Source organism: Pseudomonas sp. Irchel s3f10, assembly GCF_900187515.1.
GTDB classification, from domain to species: Bacteria; Pseudomonadota; Gammaproteobacteria; order Pseudomonadales; family Pseudomonadaceae; genus Aquipseudomonas; species Aquipseudomonas tensinigenes.
Map to the genome: position 1 here is coordinate 117,135 of NZ_FYDZ01000013.1, position 17,918 is coordinate 135,052.

General features: G+C 60.5%; 17 protein-coding genes. 7 read left to right on the forward strand and 10 right to left on the reverse strand.

Features of this window, described 5'->3' with window-relative positions:
- Nucleotides 1-44 precede the first annotated feature (44 nt).
- Together CKW17_RS23390 and CKW17_RS23395 are read left to right on the forward strand one after the other, a co-directional pair.
- Nucleotides 45-602, forward strand: a complete 558-nt coding sequence (locus tag CKW17_RS23390) for a DUF4136 domain-containing protein (protein WP_095121970.1) — start codon at nt 45-47, stop codon at nt 600-602.
- A gap of 205 nt (nt 603-807) precedes the next feature.
- Nucleotides 808-2,805: a pilus assembly protein TadG-related protein gene (locus CKW17_RS23395; RefSeq protein WP_095121972.1), complete on the forward strand. Its 1,998-nt coding sequence runs from the start codon at nt 808-810 to the stop codon at nt 2,803-2,805.
- Here the strand turns inward: CKW17_RS23395 and CKW17_RS23400 are convergent.
- On the reverse strand, nt 2,802-5,555 hold the full coding sequence (locus CKW17_RS23400; protein WP_095121974.1) for a PAS domain-containing sensor histidine kinase: 2,754 nt from the start codon (nt 5,553-5,555) through the stop codon (nt 2,802-2,804). The genes CKW17_RS23395 and CKW17_RS23400 overlap by 4 nt on opposite strands.
- Nucleotides 5,552-5,995, reverse strand: a complete 444-nt coding sequence (locus tag CKW17_RS23405) for a TadE/TadG family type IV pilus assembly protein (protein WP_095121976.1) — start codon at nt 5,993-5,995, stop codon at nt 5,552-5,554. Before CKW17_RS23405 ends, CKW17_RS23400 begins: the two co-directional genes overlap by 4 nt.
- 75 nt (nt 5,996-6,070) lie before the next feature.
- On the opposite strand from CKW17_RS23405, the gene CKW17_RS23410 reads away from it, so the two are divergent.
- The 3 genes from CKW17_RS23410 to CKW17_RS23420 all read left to right on the forward strand — a co-directional run bounded on the left by CKW17_RS23410 (nt 6,071) and on the right by CKW17_RS23420 (nt 8,966).
- Nucleotides 6,071-6,541 (forward strand): prepilin peptidase, encoded by a 471-nt coding sequence (locus tag CKW17_RS23410; RefSeq protein ID WP_176470112.1) that lies wholly within the window; start codon nt 6,071-6,073, stop codon nt 6,539-6,541.
- Nucleotides 6,542-6,667: 126 nt separating this feature from the next.
- Nucleotides 6,668-7,456, forward strand: a complete 789-nt coding sequence (locus tag CKW17_RS23415) for a response regulator transcription factor (protein ID WP_095121980.1) — start codon at nt 6,668-6,670, stop codon at nt 7,454-7,456.
- Between the two features lie 1,147 nt (nt 7,457-8,603).
- Entirely contained in the window at nt 8,604-8,966 is a 363-nt protein-coding gene (locus CKW17_RS23420; RefSeq protein WP_095121982.1) for a DUF6124 family protein, read from the forward strand.
- A gap of 118 nt (nt 8,967-9,084) precedes the next feature.
- Here CKW17_RS23420 and CKW17_RS23425 read toward each other — a convergent pair whose 3' ends face one another.
- The 8 genes from CKW17_RS23425 to cpaB are packed head-to-tail and all read right to left on the reverse strand — an operon-like array spanning nt 9,085 to nt 16,533.
- The gene (locus tag CKW17_RS23425; protein WP_095121984.1) at nt 9,085-9,357 is read right to left on the reverse strand and encodes a DUF3613 domain-containing protein; all 273 of its coding nucleotides are present in this window, start codon (nt 9,355-9,357) and stop codon (nt 9,085-9,087) included.
- A 10-nt stretch (nt 9,358-9,367) separates the two neighbouring features.
- Nucleotides 9,368-10,090 carry a tetratricopeptide repeat protein gene (locus CKW17_RS23430; protein WP_095121986.1) on the reverse strand — a complete coding sequence of 241 codons (723 nt, stop codon included), beginning with the start codon at nt 10,088-10,090 and terminating at the stop codon, nt 9,368-9,370.
- A gap of 22 nt (nt 10,091-10,112) precedes the next feature.
- Nucleotides 10,113-10,997 carry a type II secretion system F family protein gene (locus CKW17_RS23435; protein ID WP_095121988.1) on the reverse strand — a complete coding sequence of 295 codons (885 nt, stop codon included), beginning with the start codon at nt 10,995-10,997 and terminating at the stop codon, nt 10,113-10,115.
- Nucleotide 10,998: 1 nt separating this feature from the next.
- Entirely contained in the window at nt 10,999-11,883 is an 885-nt protein-coding gene (locus CKW17_RS23440) for a type II secretion system F family protein (RefSeq protein WP_095121990.1), read from the reverse strand.
- An 18-nt stretch (nt 11,884-11,901) separates the two neighbouring features.
- On the reverse strand, nt 11,902-13,170 hold the full coding sequence (locus CKW17_RS23445; protein WP_095121992.1) for a CpaF family protein: 1,269 nt from the start codon (nt 13,168-13,170) through the stop codon (nt 11,902-11,904).
- Nucleotides 13,167-14,357, reverse strand: coding sequence for a pilus assembly protein (locus CKW17_RS23450; protein WP_095121994.1), 1,191 nt, complete (start codon nt 14,355-14,357; stop codon nt 13,167-13,169). The genes CKW17_RS23445 and CKW17_RS23450 overlap by 4 nt, the downstream gene beginning before the upstream one ends.
- Nucleotides 14,354-15,571, reverse strand: a complete 1,218-nt coding sequence (locus CKW17_RS23455) for a type II and III secretion system protein family protein (RefSeq protein ID WP_095121996.1) — start codon at nt 15,569-15,571, stop codon at nt 14,354-14,356. The genes CKW17_RS23450 and CKW17_RS23455 overlap by 4 nt, the downstream gene beginning before the upstream one ends.
- Nucleotides 15,572-15,591: 20 nt before the next feature.
- Nucleotides 15,592-16,533 (reverse strand): Flp pilus assembly protein CpaB, encoded by a 942-nt coding sequence (cpaB, locus tag CKW17_RS23460; protein WP_095121998.1) that lies wholly within the window; start codon nt 16,531-16,533, stop codon nt 15,592-15,594.
- A 338-nt stretch (nt 16,534-16,871) separates the two neighbouring features.
- Here cpaB and CKW17_RS23465 point away from each other — a divergent pair, with 338 nt between their 5' ends.
- Nucleotides 16,872-17,078 carry a Flp family type IVb pilin gene (locus CKW17_RS23465; protein ID WP_095047415.1) on the forward strand — a complete coding sequence of 69 codons (207 nt, stop codon included), beginning with the start codon at nt 16,872-16,874 and terminating at the stop codon, nt 17,076-17,078.
- Nucleotides 17,079-17,149: 71 nt separating this feature from the next.
- Nucleotides 17,150-17,557, forward strand: a complete 408-nt coding sequence (locus CKW17_RS23470; RefSeq protein WP_095047381.1) for a response regulator — start codon at nt 17,150-17,152, stop codon at nt 17,555-17,557.
- Nucleotides 17,558-17,918 lie beyond the last annotated feature (361 nt).

Below are 17,918 nucleotides of genomic sequence, written 5' to 3' on the forward strand. Positions count from 1 at the left end.
ATTCGAAGCTTCCGCAGGTTCATGTCTTCACTCGGAGAAAACCCATGTTCCGCCGTCTCGCTTTACTGGCCATGGCCGCGCTGCTCAGCGCTTGCGCCGCCAACCAGGTCAATCACGATTTCGATGCCAGTCGCGATTTTGCCGCCTATCGCAGCTGGAGCTGGAAAGATCCCGCCCTGCAATATCGCCCCGATGATCCGCGGATCAAAAGCGACCTGACCGAGCAACGCATCCGCCAGGCCGTGGCCGATCAGCTCGACCAGCGCGGGTTGCGTCCTGCGGCGGCGGGCGCCAAGGGTGATCTGAACGTGCAGACCTACCTGATCGTCGAGGATCGTCAGCAGCAAGTGACGACCAATTACGGCGGCGGTTGGGGTGGCCCGTGGAACGGCTACTGGGGCGCGCCGATGTACAACGAAACGCGCAACATCACCTACAAGGTCGCGACCATCCAGATCGACCTGCTCGACGGCAAGGACGGCAAACTGGTGTGGCGCGGCAGCGATGAGCAGATGCTGTCCGGCAGGCCGAATCCCGATGATCGCAGCAATGCCATCCGCGAGACGGTCGGGCGGATTCTGGCTAACTATCCACCGCGCTGAATCTGTTCAGAGAAAACGGGAGCCCTTGAGCTCCCATTTTTTTTGCCCTGCGACGACCCCCGGTAGGAGCTGCCGAAGGCTGCGATCTTTTGATTTTGCTTTTTAGAGGCCAAGATCAAAAGATCGCAGCCTTCGGCAGCTCCTACGGGGGATTGCGCGTCTACACTCAGTTGCACCAATGGAGCTAGCGGCAAAGGAGTGCGCCATGTCGCCTCGTTCGCGATTCAACGGCCCGGCCCGCCAGCGCGGGGCGATTGGCTTGATGGCGGCAGCCACCCTCAGTCTGGCGGTGGTGATGCTGCTGTTGGTGGTCGATACCGGCCGCTTGTACATGGAACAACGCAAATTGCAGCGCGTGGTCGACAACGCCGCCCTTGAAGCCGTGAGTCGTGGCGGTAATTGCCTGCCGGGCCTGAGCGCCGCCAGTTACGCCGGGCAAAGCGCCGTGCGCAACGGCTACATTGTGGATGCCAGCAACACCCTCGCCACCACGTGCGGCACCTTGGTGACCGCCGCTACCGGCCTGCGCACATTCGCGGTGGATGCCACGCAAGCGGCAGCGGTCAAAGTCGTTGCCAGTCGCACCGTGACCAGCAGTTTTGCCGGTGGTGTACAGGCCTTGTTCAGCGCTACACCGGTCAGTCTCAATACCACGCTCAATGCCTCGGCGGTGGCCGCCAAACCGCAGCCGACAGTGGCCCAGCTGAATATTCGCAGCACCCTGGCCAGCATCGATACGGCGCAGTCGAACATCCTCAATCCGCTGTTTTCCGGGCTGCTTGGCGGCAACGTCAATCTCACGGCATTGGGCTGGGATGGCCTGCTGAACACCGACATCAACTTGCTCAAATACCTTGATCAACTGGCGATCAATCTCAACGTCGCGGCGGGCAATTACACGCAATTACTCAACACTCAGGCCACGGTGACGCAACTGATTCAGGCGGCGGCGACGGTGGTGCAACTCAACGGCGCGACCGCGCAGGTGATCACTGCGCTGGGCCAATTGCAGGTGGCCGCGATCAACGCGGCGCCGGTCAAACTGGGCGACATCCTGCAATTGCAGACCGGTACGACATCGGCGGGATTGGACGCCAATCTGCAACTGCTGCAGCTGATTCAGGGCGTGGTGCAACTGGCCAACAGCAAGAGTGCGGTGGCGGCAACGTTGCCGATCAGTGTGCTGGGGCTGGCGAATGTCACGGTGCGGGTGAAAGTGATCGAGCCGCCGCAGTTTTCCGCGATTGGCGATCCGGCGCGGGCCAAGCTCAACCCGACCGGGCCGGACCGGATTTATGTGCGTACGGCGCAGGTGCGCACGATGTTGTCGGTGAGTTTGCCGGTGCTGTCCGGGGTGACGGGGCTGACCAATGCCGTGCTGGGGCTGGTGGGTGGATTGACCCCGACCCTCAATGCACTACTGAGTCTGAATCTGGTCAGTACGCTCAATTCGGTCCTGTGCCTGTTGGGCGCCGGTTGTGAGCAACTTGATCCACAATTGCTGCCATCGCCGCAAATCGACATCAGTCTGGATGCCGGCGGCGCCAAGAGTTATGTCACCGATTACAGCTGTCCGACGGGCACCACCGGCACCAAGAGCCTGACCGCGCATACCATCACGTCCATCGCTGACTTGAAACTCGGCAAGATCGATCCGACCAATGCCTTTTCTTCGGCGGCCGAACCCACGGTGGCACCCTTGGCGCTGATCGATCTGGGGATCGTCACCTGTCACAAAATCCTGCTGCTCGGCACCTGTGATCCTGCCACCCATGTTCCTTTCGGCGCGGGAGGCATCGGCATCATGCTCGACACCAGCGTCGCGCAAAACACCCAAAATCTGGTGTTCTCCAGCACCACGCCGTTCGCCACCCCGGCCAACCTTAAACTGCCGCCGAGCATCTTGCCGGCAGCGCCAACCAGCAACATCGTCGGTAGCCTGTCGAGCACCCTCGCGGGGATCAACCTGAACGTCTACAAACCGCAGGGCAGCAATCCGTTGGGAGCCATCGTCACCGGTGTTGCCTCGTTGATCAGCGATGTCACCAACCGATTGTTGCCCGTGGTGACCGGGGCACTTAGTCCGTTGCTCGACCCGCTGCTGAACAACCTGCTCAAAGGCCTGGGTATCAACCTGATGGACGTCGACGTCGGCGCCAATATGACTTGCGGCCAGACCGGCAAGGCCTATCTGGTGATCTAGGCATCCGCGGCAATCGGCAACTCGATGCAGAACCGCGCGCCCTCCACCGAGTTGCGCACGCTCAACTCGCCGCCCATGTTGTCGATGATGCCGTAGCTCACCGACAACCCCAGCCCGGTGCCCACGCCGATCGGTTTGGTGGTGAAAAACGGCTCGAAGATCCGCTCCAGCAAGCGCGGGTCGATGCCGCCACCGTTGTCCTCGACCCACAGCCGTACACTCTGTTCATCGCGTTCAGCGTAGATCGCAATCCACGGTTTGAAGCTCGAGTCCTTCTCGCGTTTGCTCAGCAACGCATCTCGCGCATTGACCATCAGGTTGATCAACACCTGCTCAAGCTGATCGACATAGCCGCGCACTTGCACCTCGAACCCGGTCTCGCTGATGCGCAAGTCCACGCCTTTGCCGCGCATGCCTTCGGCCAGTAGCGACAGCGTGCCTTCGATGGCCGAGGCGGGGTTGAACAGTTGCTGCTCGATCTCCGAACGTCGGCCGAATACACGCATGTGGTCGACTACTTTCGCCGCACGCTGCACCTGCGCATCGATGCGATTGAGCTTGTCGGTCAGGTAGTCGACCTGCACATCGCCGTTGCCCAGACGCTTGAGCACGTTGACGATGGCCATGCGCATCACGTTCAGCGGCTGATTGATTTCATGGGCAAGCCCGGTGGCCATTTCGCCAAGGGTGGCCATTTTCGCGCTTTGCGTGAGTTGCTGCTGCGAACGGCGCACTTCGGTGTTGTCGCGGCCCACCGCTTGCACTTCGATCAATTGGCCGTGTTCATCGAACACGCCACGATCGGACCAGACCCACCAGGCGTGTTCGCGGCCGGGCAGTTGCAGGCTGATTTCTGCGGTGCTTACCGGCTGCTCCGCCGTCAGTGATCCGAGACGCTGGACGAAAGCGGCGCGTTGTTCCGCGGACATCCAACTGCCGAGATCGACCCCCGGCAGTTGCTCCGGTGTGCATTCCAGGTACGTCGCCAGCGGCCGGTTGCCGAAGGTCAGAATCAGGTCCGGGCGGTAGCGACAGATCATCGCCGGCGAATCCTCCACCAGAATCCGGTAGCGCTCTTCACTTTTTTTCACCTGCTCGGCCGCCAGAGTCGCTTCTGTGACGTCCAGCCACAAACCGACCGCTTCGACCGGCAGACCGAGGTCATTGCGCAGCAACTTGGCTTCATCAAGCAGCCAGTGATATTCACCGTGACGATCGCGCAGGCGATAACGCGCGCGCACCGAACCTTCGCGCAACAACTGACGGCTGCGGGCGAAATACCGGTCGCGATCGTCAGGGTGAATCATTTCGATCAGCGCGCCGCTGCTGCAGTCCTCAAGGCTCCAGCCCAACAAGGGCTGCAGGCTGGCACTGAAGAACGCCGGGATCAGCGCGCCTTCGTGGTAGTGCTGGACGTAAATTACTGCGGGCGAACTGGCGATCAGGTTGTCCAGCCGTGCATGCGCGACGGCGGCCCGTTGCTGCTGGTTCTGGATATCGCTGATATCGAGCATGAAACCGGCCAATCGGCGGAACTCGCCATTGCCAATCACTTGGCCCTGCACGCGATACCACGTGGGCGCCTGCTCGTTATTACCACCGCGCAGGCGCACCGATAACGTCAGGGCTTCACCGTGTTGTTGCAAGGCTTGCAGACGGCTGCGCAACTCGTCGCGGTCGGCGGGATGGATTTGCGCCAGCCAGTCTTCCAGCGCTAATCCGCCAGGGTTCACGTTCAGGGCCGCCGCCAGCGCGGGGGCCAGTTGAATGTGGGCGTCGCCTGCCAAAATCTCCCACCAGCCGGTGCCGAGCAGGGTTTGCAGCGCTTCGATGCGCTCCAGTTGCAGGTGATGTTGCTGTTCGCGCAGGCGCCCGAGCAACGGCCCGGCGAGCGCGCCGAGCAGTGTCATCCAGTCGCGCTCGGTCAGGTATGGCGCGGCACTGTCCACGGGATAAAAACCGCAGAGCAGCCAGGCCACCACACCGCGCTCATCGCTATACGGCACCGCGAAACCTTCGGCACTGCCAAACAGGGCCTGCACCCGCGAATGTTCATCGAGGCCATGGTGTGCGCCGACGCGTTGCGGCGCGGCGCCGTTCAGGCTGTCCAGCGGCGTGCCCAGGCGCTGGCCGTCATGCCATAGATCCGGCGCATCGTGCGCTCGATACTGGCGATGGATTTGCCAGCCCTGTTGCTCATCATCGAGCAAGGCCAGCGCCAGACAGGGGATATGCCAGCGCTGGGCGATCATTTGCAATTGTTCGCTGACGATCACCGGCAAACGCACTTGGCTGCAGGCGCGTACCTGTTCACTGACCTGCCCGGCAATCAATTGGCAGGCGTCACGGTGACGCGATTGTTGGCGTTCGAGCAGCAAGTCAGCGATGTCGATCAACTGCATCAGCCAGCCGTCGCCCAACGGCTGTACCCAGCCCCGCAGGTGCACGGTTTGCTCGCCCAGACCGAAGAAGTCGAGATCCAGCAAGAGTCCCTGCCACTCCCTCGGCCGGCCTTCGATGGTCAACGTGCTGTGGGGCAGCAGATAAGTGCTGAGTGGCAAGGGCTGATCTTGAGGTTTGAACTGCGCCAGCAGATGGCGCAGCGGGCCGGCCATTTGCAGCACGCCACCGTCGTCGTTCAGGTACAGGTGCAAGCCTGTTGCGGGTGAGCCGAGTGGGTCGGGCAACTCGTGGGCGGCGGGCGGCGTGCGTTTGAGCAAGCGCCCGAAGAGCTTGTCCCCCGACGTCAAAATTGCAGACTCGATTTGGCGGTCAGGTAGGTGGGCAGATTGGGCACTGTGCCAACGACCGGAAGCACCAGAAACGGCATGACCTGATTCAACTTGCTGACCGGATAATCCACGCGCACCGTCAGCAGGCCTGACGCGCTGTATTGGCTGCTGGTATCAACGCCGACCACCAGGTTGAAGACCGGCGGAATCCAGGACAATTGCTGGGTCAGCGTGGCGTTCGCGGTGTTGAGCACGACCGTTGAATAGTTGGGTGTGTTGGGATCGACCGCGACACTGCGACGTACCGCTTCGGACGTGGCCTGGTTGAACGATTGCATCATCACCAAGGGCAGGCTGTAACTGACCAGGCCGTAGAACACGGCGAAAAAAATGATGAACACCAAGGCGAACTCGATCGCCACCGCACCTTTTTGCGACTTCCGAAAGCCGGTTTTCATGAGTGCGTCTACCCTGACTGTCACTGCGTAGTATCAGCATAGAATCATTCCGCAAAAATGGACGGTTTTTACCCGATGTACAGTTTTGTCCTCCTGATCTGGCTGGGGCTGTGCGCGGCGCAAGACGCTCGCCAGCGGCGCATTGCCAATGGCCTGACCCTCGGTGTGGCGGCGCTGGCGCTGATCTGGCTGCTGTGGACCGGCAGCACCTGGCTGGGCGCTGACGCAGGGCAGGGCGGCTGGGCCTGCCTGATCGCACTGGCGCTGACCCTGCCGGGGTTTTTCATGGGCCGGATGGGCGCCGGTGATGTGAAATTAATGACAGCTCTGGGGCTTGCGACGGACGGTTTGTTCATTCTCGGCGTGTTTATTGGCGCGGGGTTCGCCAGCCTGATCTGGCTGCTGCTGGCGCCAAGAGTCTGGCTCCATATGAGTCAAGGGCTTAGAGAACGTCTGCGATATCTGGCGCCGAACCTGTCAAAAAAGCTGCCATTTGCACCGTTCGTGCTGGTCGGTGCTGTGCTCGTTGTACTTTGGATCCATTAGTCGCCAAGCGCCACTAGTTCTATGTACATAGTCGGAAAGTACGTCTACTTTCAAAGTAACTGGTTATACAGCCAAAGGCTGACAGTACAGGAATGGTCAGCTTTGGCCTGGGACATGGAGTAGCACGTGAACAAGCTTACGTCTGCGGTAAAAGTCCTCGTGGTCGACGATCAGCCGTTGATTGTGGAGGAGTTGTGCGAGTTTCTTGAAAGCAGCGGTTATCGCTGTGTGCCGTGTGAGTCGAGTCAGCAGGCGATCGAGCGGTTCAGTGAGGACGCGGAAATCGGTCTGGTGCTGAGTGATCTGCACATGCCGGACATGGATGGCATTCAGTTGATTCAGGAATTACAGCGGCTGGCGGGCAAGCATCGGGCGTTCGAGGCGATCATGCTGACTGGGCGTGCCGACAAGCAGGATGTGATCAAGGCGTTGCGTGCTGGGATTGCCGATTACTATCAGAAGCCGATTGATCTGGATGAGTTGCTCGAAGGTGTGCGACGTCAGGAGGTGGCGCTGCAGGAGCGGCAGAAAAATCTGCATTTGGGGCATTTGAATCAGAAGTTGCAGTTTTTGTCTGAGTCGATTGATGACCTTTATCAGGATCTGGACAAGGTGCGGCGTAGTCCTTCGACGGTGGTTCGCGATGGGTTGGGCGGTGAGCCTGTTGAGGCTGATGCGCAGGAAATGCCGGAGATTTTCAATCAGTTGTCGCCGCGGCAACTGGATGTGGCGCGGTTGGTCGGTAAGGGGCAGACCAATTATCAGATTGCCTGTGAGTTGGGGATTACCGAGAACACGGTGAAGCTTTATGTTTCGCAGGTGTTGCGGTTGACGCATATGCATAATCGGACGCAGTTGGCTTTGGCTCTTTCGCCGAGTGCTTCGGCTGCGCGGCAGCGGGTTACGGCGCATTGACTTGGCGGCCTTTGGGCCGACCAGGTTCTTGGGGTTTGGTGTGTATATCCGTTTTTTTGGGTGTTGCGGGTGGCGGTTCCGCCCTTACGGCGGGTCACTTTTTCAGACGCCAAAAAGTAACCAAAAGGCTGGGCCCCGGCGTTCGGCCCCTCGCTGGGGCTCGGGGTTCCTTCGTTCCGGGATCGATCCGGGGGCATCGCTTCCGGTTTGCTTCGCTGCACCTCCTTTCGATGTGTTCGACTTCGTCGAACGGCGCTGCGCGCCTACCCCCGGATCAATCCCTCCACTCAGCCTGCCGAAGGGGCCAACAGATCAAAAGCTGCAACCGAGCTAACGCTCATCCTGTTGAGTGGTTAGGAGCGGGTGAGGGGCTTTTGATCTGTTTCAGAGTCTGAATTCGACTCGGTCTTTCACGTCGGCGTAGCTCTCCCAAACGACTCGGTCAGTTCCCTCTCCCTCTGGGAGAGGGCTAGGGTGAGGGGCTTTGATCTGTTTCAGAATCTGAATTCGACTCGATATTTCACGTCGGCGTACCTCTACCAAATACCTCGGTCAGTCCCCTCTCCCTCTGGGAGAGGGTCAGGGTGAGGGGCTTTTGATCTGTTTCAGAATCTGAGTTCGACGCGGTATTTCACGTCGGCGTACCTCTACCAAACACCCCGGTCAGTCCCCTCTCCCTCCGGGAGAGGGCTAGGGTGAGGGGCTTTTGATCTGTTTCAGAATCTGAGTCCGACTCGGTATTTCACGCCGACGTAGCTCTCCCAAACACCACGGTCAGTCCCCTCTCCCTCCGGGAGAGGGTTAGGGTGAGGGTAGGCTTTTGCTGTTTAACTTTGTGTCAAATAACCAGAACCTTCCCACAAGGTTTTCAGGTTGTCCGTCGGACGTGCGCTCTCTAGTCTTTGGCTGTCGCTGAACACTCAGCGATCGGGTGTGAGAACCCGGCAATTTATGGTCATCAAGTCCTTGTGCACGCATAATCGCCGCCAGCTTGTCTGCTGTCTGCAATGTGTCATGGCGGCTGTGTGCGGGCAGACTTCGGTCTGGCCGGGTGTCCATAACCGGTATTCTCACCCCGCATACAGCTGCCACCTTTTGCCCCGTGAGAATGGCAGAGGGTGGTGGCAAAGACTTTGGAGTTGTTTCAATGGACAAACTGATCCCCGACCCACCCCTCGAATCCACCACCCCGTTCGAAGAAGCCATCCGCGCCGACAACCTCGCCAAAAACCGCGAAGCGATCAAACGTGCTCTCGATTTCTACCTCTGCCCCGAACCTGCAAAACCCCGCCAACCGAGCACAATGTTTCTCATCCATCCGAAAATCGATACCGAAAGCCTGCTCGCCCACGCCTGCGAATCCCTGGCTTCGGCCAACACACTGGCCGGTAACTTTGCTGATCAACTCGGCCGGCCCGAGCGTAATACGGCGCTGGCGATTCAGCAGATCATCATGCTGGCTGAGCTGGCGGTAAACCGGGCACTGGATCGGGTCGATCCGCAGACCTGATCCGTCAGGCACGCCGCGTCATCGTTCTTCGCGAGCAGGCTCGTTCACACAGGTGGAGTGCATTTCAAAAGGTGGGAGCGAGCCTGCTCGCGAAAGCGCTCGCAAGGTCAGCACCTCACTAATTCTTGGTCTCGATCTTCCCACCCGCATCCGGATCATAAAAATCCGGAATCTCATATTTGTACTTTTTCAACCAGCGCTGCATCGCCAGATCCCGTTCGGTCGCGGTTGCCGTTTGTGGCTTGGGCGAGGCGGCTTTGTTGCGGCTTTGCAGGACCAGCCAGCCTTCGGTTTCCTGTTGTTGCGCCGAGGCGGGGCCGGCGTCGATGGCGGTGGCGCTGAGGGGCAGGCTGAGCAGGGTCAGGTAGCACAGGCCTTTGAAGGGATGCATGGCTGTCTCCTTATTTGAGCGATGACGGCAACGGCTCAGCGACGGCGGCCACTTGATTGCCGGTGGCGGGTTTGGCCTTGACCGGGGCTTTGAGTTTTTCTGCGCGTTGCTGGGCTTCGGTGAATTGTTGCGGGGTCAGTTTGGCGCGGCTGACGATTTCGGCGGCTTGTGGCCAGTCGTTCTGGTACAGCAGCAGGGTGACCATGTTCAGGGTTGCCAGTTGGTTGTTCTGCTTGAGTTCGATGGCGGTGAGGAACTCGAAGCGCGCGTCGTTGAGGCGTAGCTGGTTGAGGTAGACCACGCCGAGGTCGTTGCGGATTTTCTCGTCGGTGGGGGCCAGGCGGGCGGCGCGTTGCAGGTGGGCCTGGGCCTGGCCGTTGTCGCCACGGGCGGCGTAGAGTTGGCCGAGGCCGTGTTCGGCTTCGGCGGTCAGGCAGCCGCCAAGCAGGCCGCGGTACAGCGGCTCGGCTTCGCTGCGGCCGAGCAAGCGATAGACCTTGGCTTTGCGCAGGCGCACTTCGCTGATGTTGTCCGGCAGGCTTTGCAGGTTGGCCAGGCTGGCGTGCAGTTTGCCGTCGTTGGCCAGGTCGTCCGCGAGGTTCAGGGCCAGTTCCTGCTCCTGGGTCATTTTGCTGCAACTGCTCGGTGACAGCAGCGCGGTCCACGGTGCCTGGCCGTCGGTGGCGCAACCGCCGAGCAGCAACAGACTTGCCATGACTATCAGTACTTTCATCAAACGCTCTCCATGAGCAAGGTCAGTTGGCGAATGCCCGGGCTATCGCGGTGAAACCCGGGCCGGCGAGGACGATCAGCAATGCCGGAAACAGAAACAGCATCATCACCACCGACATCTTCGCGGACATTTTCGAGATGTATTCCTGCAAGCGGGTCAGGCGCCGATCATCCAGCAGTTGCTTGAGCGCCAGCAGCGACTTCATCGCGCCGCCGCCCTGTTGAATCAGTTGCTGGAGGATCACGCAGGTGTCAGTGAATTCGTCGACGGCGAGCATCACCGCGGCTTTGTTCAACTCCTGGCCGAGTTCCAGGCCAGAATCGACACGGGTCAGGATCAGGCGCAGTTCGCTGGTCAGTTCCGGCAGCAGCTTTTGCGCTTCAATGCTGAGTACGCGCAGGGCCTGTTCGACGGCCATGCCGGATTCGAAGAGGATGCGCAGCAGTGGAATGAACGTCGAGACCTCCACCGCAATGGTTTTCTGCCGCCGCGTCGCTGCGTAAGCCAGCAGACGTTTGGGCAGCAGATAGCCGCCGCCGGTGGCGAGCATCGGCACGATCCAGCGGTTGTCAGCCTGGGGGAAAAACACCTCTTGCAGAAAAATCGCCAAACCCAACGTCAGCAGCGGCGTGCCGATCTGGCAGGCCGCAAACAGCGCGCGTTCATTGGCGCGGCGCCAGCCGATGCGGTTGAGCAGGGTCTGGGTTTCGCTGTCGATGCTCACCGAGCGCTGGCCGAACTTGCTGCTGCCCAGCGCGCGCAGCCAGCTGCCGAAGCGGTTTTCACGCACCAGATGCCCTTGCAAGCGCTGATTGACCTGACGCACCCGACGCCGTTCGGTCAGCAAGTGATTGACCACGAGTAGCAGGGCGCCGAGCAGCAACATGAGAGCGGCGAGGTAGACCATGTCAGACGCTCCGTAACATGCGCCACAGCGCCAGTGTTCCGAACACTTGCAACACGGCAGCGCTGATCAGCATTTTCTGCCCGCTCGCGTCGTTCCACATCCCGAGCATGTAGCCGGGGTTGGTCAGCATGAAGTAACTCACCAGCAGCAGCGGCAACGAACCGAGCACCCACGCGGTCATGCGTGTTTCGCCGGTGAGCGCACGCAGTTGCCGCGCGCCTTGGTCGCGTTCGCGGATCAGTTTGATCAGGTTCTCCAGCAGCTCGCTGGCGTTGCCGCCGTAGCGATGATTGACCTTGAGGCCGAGGGCGAACATGCGCAGTTCGTCCTGTTCATACAGTTCGGCGAAATCGCTGACGGCGTCCGGCAAGTTCACGCCTAGTTGCACGTTGCGCTGGACCCGGCCCATGGCTTTTTTCAGCGGATCTTCACTGGCTTCAATGCCGCCCATGACTGCGTCGCTCAGGGTGCGCCCGGACTTCAGGCTGCGCACGGTGTGGTCAAGCAACTGCGGCAGTTGCTCGATCATCCGTTTGACCAGGCGCTGGTAGAGCACGGCGATGTACAGCCGCAGTGCCAGTGGCGGAATGAAGATCATCAGCAGCAGGCCGACCCAGTCGGCGAGAAAAAACCCCAGCGCCATCGCCAGCGCCCACAGACTCAGCCACAGGCCGAAACGCTCGGTCGGGCGGCCCAGTCCGGCACGCAGAAACATCCGCTCCAGTCCGACCCACACAGGTTTGTCCGGCGCCAGTTGCGGCTGTCCGGCGGCGAGACGGTTGAGGACTTTTTCCGTGGCGGTCTTGCGCAGGCCTTGCAGGAACAGACGGATCGACAGCCCCAGCAGCGTCAGGCAGATAACGATGAGAATGATCGGTCCCAGCATGCTCGGTGCTCCTTGCCGTCAGCCCAGATGAGCCTCGTGGCGCAGCTTGTCGCCGGCCGGATTGACGGCTTCGCGCAGGAAGCCGAAACCGCTGCGACGGTCGAGGCGGAACAGGGTGTTGGTGACGTAGACGTCCTCGCGAATGCCGACCACTTCCACGACCTCGCTGACGCAGCGGCGCCCGTCAGGCATGCGCGTCAACTGGATGATCACGTCGAGGGCGGCGCAGATCATCTGGCGCAGGGTGCGTTCGGCGATGGAGCGGCCGGTCAGGCCGACCAGTGTTTCCAGGCGCAGCAGGGCATCCTGGGCGTTGTTGGCGTGTACGGTGCTCATCGAGCCGTCGTGACCGGTGTTCATCGCGGTGAGGACGTCGACCACTTCGACGCCACGAATCTCGCCGAGGATGATTCGGTCAGGGCGCATCCGCAGGGCGTTGCGAATCAGGTCGCTGGCCTTCACTTCACCGTGGCCTTCGGCATTCGGCGGACGGGTCTCCAGGCGCACCACGTGCGGGTGGCCGAGTTGCAATTCGGCGACGTCTTCGATGGTCACCAGACGTTCATGCGGGTTGATCAACTGGCTGAGAATATTCAGCAGCGTGGTTTTGCCGGTGCCGGTGCCGCCGCTGATCAGGATGTTGCAGCGCTTGCCGACCGCATCCTGGAAAAACTCGAAGATCGACAGGTCGATGGTTTGCATCGCCATCAGGTCGGTGCTCTTGAGCATGTCCTTGCGAAATTTACGGATCGACAGGCATGGGCCGTCGAGGGCAATCGGCGGAATGATCGCGTTGACCCGACTGCCATCCGGCAGGCGTGCATCGACCATCGGCGAAGACTCGTCGAGGCGCCGACCGAGCGGCGCGAGGATGCGCTGCATCACGCGTTCGACGTGATGCGCATCGATAAAACGCAGGTCACTCTGGTGCAGCACACCGTCGCGTTCGATGAACACCCGGTGCGGGCCGTTGACCAGAATCTCGGTCACCGACTGATCGCGCAGCAACACTTCCAGCGGGCCGAAACCGGTGAGCTCGTCGACGATCTCTTCGGCCAGCCGCTCCATTTCGTAGCGCGATATCGCCAGGTGCAAACGCGCGATGTATTCGGCGACTTTGTCGGTGACAAATTGCGCGAGTTGCTGGCGTGAACCTTCCAGCAGGTTTTTCCCCGACTCTTCGAGGGCGTCGATGATGTAGCGATGCAGGACCAGTTTCAGGCCTTCGTGATCGCTGTTGCCGACGCCACTGCGGGGCGCCGTACCGAAGAGTTTTTCTGCGCTCATGAGGTGCCTCGCAAGCGGTCGAACCAGGTCACTTTAGGTTTGGCCAGGCCTTCGGAACGTTTCGCCAGACGTTCGCCGAGAGCGCGCAGGCTCTGCGTGAGTTTTTCTCGCGGGGCCAGTTCGAACAGGCTGACGCCCTGGTTTTTCGCGTTCAGACGAACTTCTGGAGTGAGGGCCAGCGTGGCAATCACTTCCAGGTTGAAGGTCTTGCCGAGGGTGTCCGAATCGGGCGCGACGTTGCTCAAATAGCGGTCGATCAGCAGGCGTCCGTGGTCGAGCTTCATGCCTTTTTCCCGCCACAGATTGAGCACGGCAAGGTTGCGTCGGCAGTTGAGCACGTTCTGATCGGTGTACCAGAGCAACTTGTCGCAGTGGCTGACAAAGGTGCGCAAGGCTTCGCTGTCGGTCTGCCCGGTGAGGTTCACGACGATGTGCTGGAAGTGCTGGCGCAAGGCGCTGAGCAACATGTACAGCTCGGCAGCGCTGGTGTTTTCCAGCGGCTCGTCGTTGCTGGCGTAGGCGAGGATCCGCAGGCCGGCTTCGGCACTGGTGAAGGCGCTGTCGATCAGCGTGGCGTCGAGCCTGCGCAAGTGGCGCAAGGCATCGCCGAAGTGGAACGAACTTTCCAGCCCGAGCAGGGCGAGGCTGTCACCGCGCGGCAAACCGAGATCAAGCAGCAAGGTTTGCTGACCGCTCTTTTGCACCACCAACGCCATGTGATTGGCCAGCAGTGCGCCGTCGGAACTGCTCTGCACGCCATACATCACCGTGAGGCCGCCCAATTGCGTATTCGGTGCCACGGGCGGCAGGCGTTTGCTCAAGCGCCGCACCAGCCCGGCGACTTCACTGGAGCGTGAACCGTAAGCGACAAAATCCCGGGCGCCGGCGCGCATCGCGTTGAGCACCAACTGATTGTCCATGCCGTCGCCGAGCGCCACGATCGCCAGCATCGGTTTGGCCTCCAGCGCGCCTTCGATCAACGCGCTCTGGGCGACCACGTGCTCGCGATCAAGGCCGACGAACACCAGATTGGCAAAGGTCACGTCCACCAGCGCCAGCAGTTCATCAAGGCTGCCGCCACCGGCGCTGATCACTTGGCCCAACGGTGCGAGTGCGCCTTGCAGCCACTCCAGATCGGTGCTGTTGCGGGTGATGGCGAGAAAGGTCTGGCTCAGGCTCTGGCTCATTGCGATAACCCGCTGCGCTTGTCGAAGTTGCCGTTTTCAAGGAAGAACATGCGGTAGAAATTCGGATCGTAATTACGCAGTTTTTCGCCCGGTAGCGACGGCAGTTGCGCATCGGCGGCCAGTGGCTGCACCAGATGCGGGGTGACGATCATCAGCAGTTCGCGTTCTTCGCGCTTGATCTGCGAGCCTTTGAAAAAGGCGCCGAGCACCGGGATGTCGCCGAGGCCGGGAAACTTGTTCACCTGCGAGCTGTTGGTGGTGCTGATCAAGCCGCTGATGACGAAGCTTTCGCCATCGCCGAGTGACACGCTGGTGTCGGTGCGGCGGATGGTCAGGGCCGGCACAGTGGTGCCGGCGATCTGCACGGCATTGCTGAAGTCCAGTTCGCTGACTTCCGGGGCGACCTTCAAGGCGATGCGATCGCGGCCGATGATGGTTGGCGTCAGGGTCAGGCGGATACCGAATTCCTTGTATTCGATCGACACGCTGTCACTGCCGGAACTGGGCACTGGAATCGGGATTTCACCGCCGGCCAGAAAGCTTGCGCTCTGTCCGTTCAACGCGACCAGACTCGGCCGCGCGAGGGTATAGGCGAAGCCGCTGGTTTCCAGCGCATTGATGATCGCCATGGTCTTGCCGCCGACCCACGAGAAGTTGAACAGTGAGTTGTCCACCGGCAGGCGTGGCTGCGGCACCCCGTCAATCGGCGGCAGGGTGCCGGGCGAACCGAACAGAAAGTTTCCGCGCGTGCCGATCAGTGAGGCGGTGGCTTCCTTGAGTTTGGTCCGGCTGACTTCGACGAAGCGGATATCGGTCTGCACTTGCGACGGCAGGCTCGGGTCATCCGAGGGCAGGGTGGCGGTCATGGCGGCAGTGGCGGCGCCCTGAACAAAGACCATGCTTTGGCGCGGCTCGCTTGAACACGAGGTCCAGACCATCAGGCTGGTGGCACCGGGCGCAACGCCGGTGAGCAGAAAGGACGAACTGCCGTTGGCGTGCACGTCGGCGATTTTCGGATCGCCAATCGCCAGACGGGTGATCGCCACTGGCGATTGCACATCCTGCTGAAAGCCTTCGCCGATTTCGATCACTGGCGGCATGCGCCCCAGTGCCGAACAGTTGCCGACTGCCGCCAACGCGGCGTCCATCGACAGGCCCATCAGTAGCAGGGCGCGCAGCATGGGTTTGAATGTCGGCCTGGAACGACTCTGCATGCCCTTGGATCCTTGCGCAGTCATGGGTTTTGTTGGGTGATCTGGTTGCCGCGAATGATTTCCACGGCAGGCCTCGGGGCCGCGCCGGAACCGCCGCCGGCAGGCGCTTTCGGTCCAGCGCCCAAGGCCAGTTGGGTGAACTGGAAGAGTTGGCTGTTGGCGCTGCTCAGATGCTCCGGCGCCTGCGTTTCGCCGGCCCAGTATTTGGCCAGGCGTTGTTCTTCACTGCTGCGTACGGCCAGACGCAAGGTGCCGACTTGCGTTGCCAGCATCAGTCGGCTGAGCAGTTGTTCGGGCACTGCCAGCACCACGGTGCGCGCGGCGATGCGGCGTTGATCCTGTTTGAGTTTTTCCTCGGCGCTCAGGGCCGGCGAGGCCGGTTGGCCGTCGTTGGTCAGGCCGTATTGATCGCCGACACCCAGCACGCGCATGGCCGGTAAAACGATCTGCGCCGACTGTTCGAGGTTGCTGGAATCCTGGCGCAGGTAGAGCAAGACATCGACGTAATCCCCGGGGATCAGTTGCCCGGCCGCGCCGATCACTTCGTCGACGGCCACGGTGAGGGCGCGTTCATCGCTGTGAATCATGCGTGCCAGTGAGCCGCCGGCGGTGAAGCTTTCATCATTCAGCCAGGTGCCGGCGCTGAGGTGCCGCCAGGGTGTGCGGCCGATGGCCTGATCGACGTTGCTCAAGCTGCCGGCCGGTGCACTGCGCAGTTTTTCCACCGCGACATCGGCAGCGGTCAGCGCGGTAAAGGGTGGCACGTCGTGCAGCAGTACCACCACCGGTTGGCGGGCCTGGTCTTCGGCGATCGCGACAGTTTTTTCAACGGTGACGGCTGGGGCAACGGGGGCTTCGGCGACGGGTGCCGGTTGACGACTGAGCACCAGTCCCCAGTAACCGACAAAGATCGCTCCAAGCATAAGGATGGCTGCAAGGCCCATGGTGACGCGACTGTTCATGACGGCTCTCCCTTTCCTGCTGCACTACCCACCGCACTTGCTTACGAGAGAAGTTCCCAATCCGGCAGCTATGAACATGCAACTATTTCGCTATTTCCACGCTAGCTGATCCGAGCCAAAACGCCATTAGTGACAGGAAAATAACCCACTAAAGTATGAGTCTTGGCCAATTAACAGCAGCAATCGGCAACTTCGCGATGTGATTAATCCTTTGTGATTAATCCGTTCTTACAGTTGTTGGGTGGGGGTTTGTTGACAATGCTCAAATGGCACGGTGGTTCTTTGCCGTTGTAGTGACATCAGCGCCAGAGGCGCAAAGGAGCAGTCCTATGTTTCGCATGACTTTCGACTATCTAATGTCCAGAGCCCGGGTGTTCATCAAGAATGAAGAAGGGGCTTCGGCGATCGAGTACGCCATTGTGGTGGCGATGGTCGCCGTCGTGGTTGTGGCATTCGTAACCCCTCTTGGCGACAGGGTGCTGGCGATCTTCAATAATATTTTGACGTCTCTTGATGGTACGGCTGTGACACGGCCGACGCCTTGAATCATGGGAACGCTGCACCTGGCTGATATCGCACTACAATGGATTTTCCATTCAGCTTTCAGGTATTGCCTATGAACGCGTCTTCGCCGCACCGCCAACAGTTGCTTCTGGTTGACGATGAAGAGGACGCGTTGCTGGAACTGGCGGAGTTGCTGGAGGGCGAGGGGTTTGTCTGTCATGCGGCGACGTCGGTGAAGCTGGCGTTGCATCATCTGACTCGCCATCCCGATATCGCGCTGGTGATTACTGATTTGCGTATGCCGGAGGAGTCCGGGATGTCGTTGATCAAGCGGTTGCGTGAGCATACTTCTCGGCAGCATTTGCCGGTGATTGTGATGTCTGGGCATGCGGATATGGAAGACGTCAGTGATCTGTTGCGGTTGCAGGTGGTGGATCTGTTTCGCAAGCCGATTTATTACGTCAGGTTGTTGGAGACTCTGGATAATTTGTTTCCCAAGCCTAAGGTTCAGGTTGGCTGAGGTTGAGCTCGGCGGCCTCTGGGCCGACCGTGCTTTGGGTGTTTTGGGTGAATATCCGTTTTTTTGGGTGTTGCGGCTGGCGGTTTCGCCCTTACGGCGAGGCACTTTTTCCAGACGCCGAAAAAGTACCCAAAAAGGCTTGCCGCAACGTTCGGCCCGCTCGCTGGGGCTCGGGGTTCCTTCGCTCCGGGATCGATCCGGGCGCAGCGCCTACGGTTTGCTTCGCTGCACCTCCTCTCGCTGTGTTTGGCTTCGCCAAACGGTCGCTGCGCTCCCACCCCCGGATCAATCCCTCCACTCAGCCTGCCGACGCGGCCGATGAGTCAAGATCAAAAGCTGCAGCCGAGCTAACGCTCATCCT

Excerpts from the sequence above, each read along its gene's own strand:
- CKW17_RS23390 (WP_095121970.1), top strand. The coding sequence starts at position 45 with ATGTTCCGCCGTCTCGCTTTACTGGCCATGGCCGCGCTGCTCAGCGCT.
- CKW17_RS23395 (WP_095121972.1), top strand. The coding sequence starts at position 808 with ATGTCGCCTCGTTCGCGATTCAACGGCCCGGCCCGCCAGCGCGGGGCG.
- CKW17_RS23405 (WP_095121976.1), bottom strand. The coding sequence starts at position 5,995 with ATGAAAACCGGCTTTCGGAAGTCGCAAAAAGGTGCGGTGGCGATCGAG.
- CKW17_RS23410 (WP_176470112.1), top strand. The coding sequence starts at position 6,071 with ATGTACAGTTTTGTCCTCCTGATCTGGCTGGGGCTGTGCGCGGCGCAA.
- CKW17_RS23420 (WP_095121982.1), top strand. The coding sequence starts at position 8,604 with ATGGACAAACTGATCCCCGACCCACCCCTCGAATCCACCACCCCGTTC.
- CKW17_RS23425 (WP_095121984.1), bottom strand. The coding sequence starts at position 9,357 with ATGCATCCCTTCAAAGGCCTGTGCTACCTGACCCTGCTCAGCCTGCCC.
- CKW17_RS23430 (WP_095121986.1), bottom strand. The coding sequence starts at position 10,090 with ATGAAAGTACTGATAGTCATGGCAAGTCTGTTGCTGCTCGGCGGTTGC.
- CKW17_RS23435 (WP_095121988.1), bottom strand. The coding sequence starts at position 10,997 with ATGGTCTACCTCGCCGCTCTCATGTTGCTGCTCGGCGCCCTGCTACTC.
- CKW17_RS23440 (WP_095121990.1), bottom strand. The coding sequence starts at position 11,883 with ATGCTGGGACCGATCATTCTCATCGTTATCTGCCTGACGCTGCTGGGG.
- CKW17_RS23445 (WP_095121992.1), bottom strand. The coding sequence starts at position 13,170 with ATGAGCGCAGAAAAACTCTTCGGTACGGCGCCCCGCAGTGGCGTCGGC.
- CKW17_RS23450 (WP_095121994.1), bottom strand. The coding sequence starts at position 14,357 with ATGAGCCAGAGCCTGAGCCAGACCTTTCTCGCCATCACCCGCAACAGC.
- CKW17_RS23455 (WP_095121996.1), bottom strand. The coding sequence starts at position 15,571 with ATGCAGAGTCGTTCCAGGCCGACATTCAAACCCATGCTGCGCGCCCTG.
- cpaB (WP_095121998.1), bottom strand. The coding sequence starts at position 16,533 with ATGAACAGTCGCGTCACCATGGGCCTTGCAGCCATCCTTATGCTTGGA.
- CKW17_RS23465 (WP_095047415.1), top strand. The coding sequence starts at position 16,872 with ATGACTTTCGACTATCTAATGTCCAGAGCCCGGGTGTTCATCAAGAAT.
- CKW17_RS23470 (WP_095047381.1), top strand. The coding sequence starts at position 17,150 with ATGAACGCGTCTTCGCCGCACCGCCAACAGTTGCTTCTGGTTGACGAT.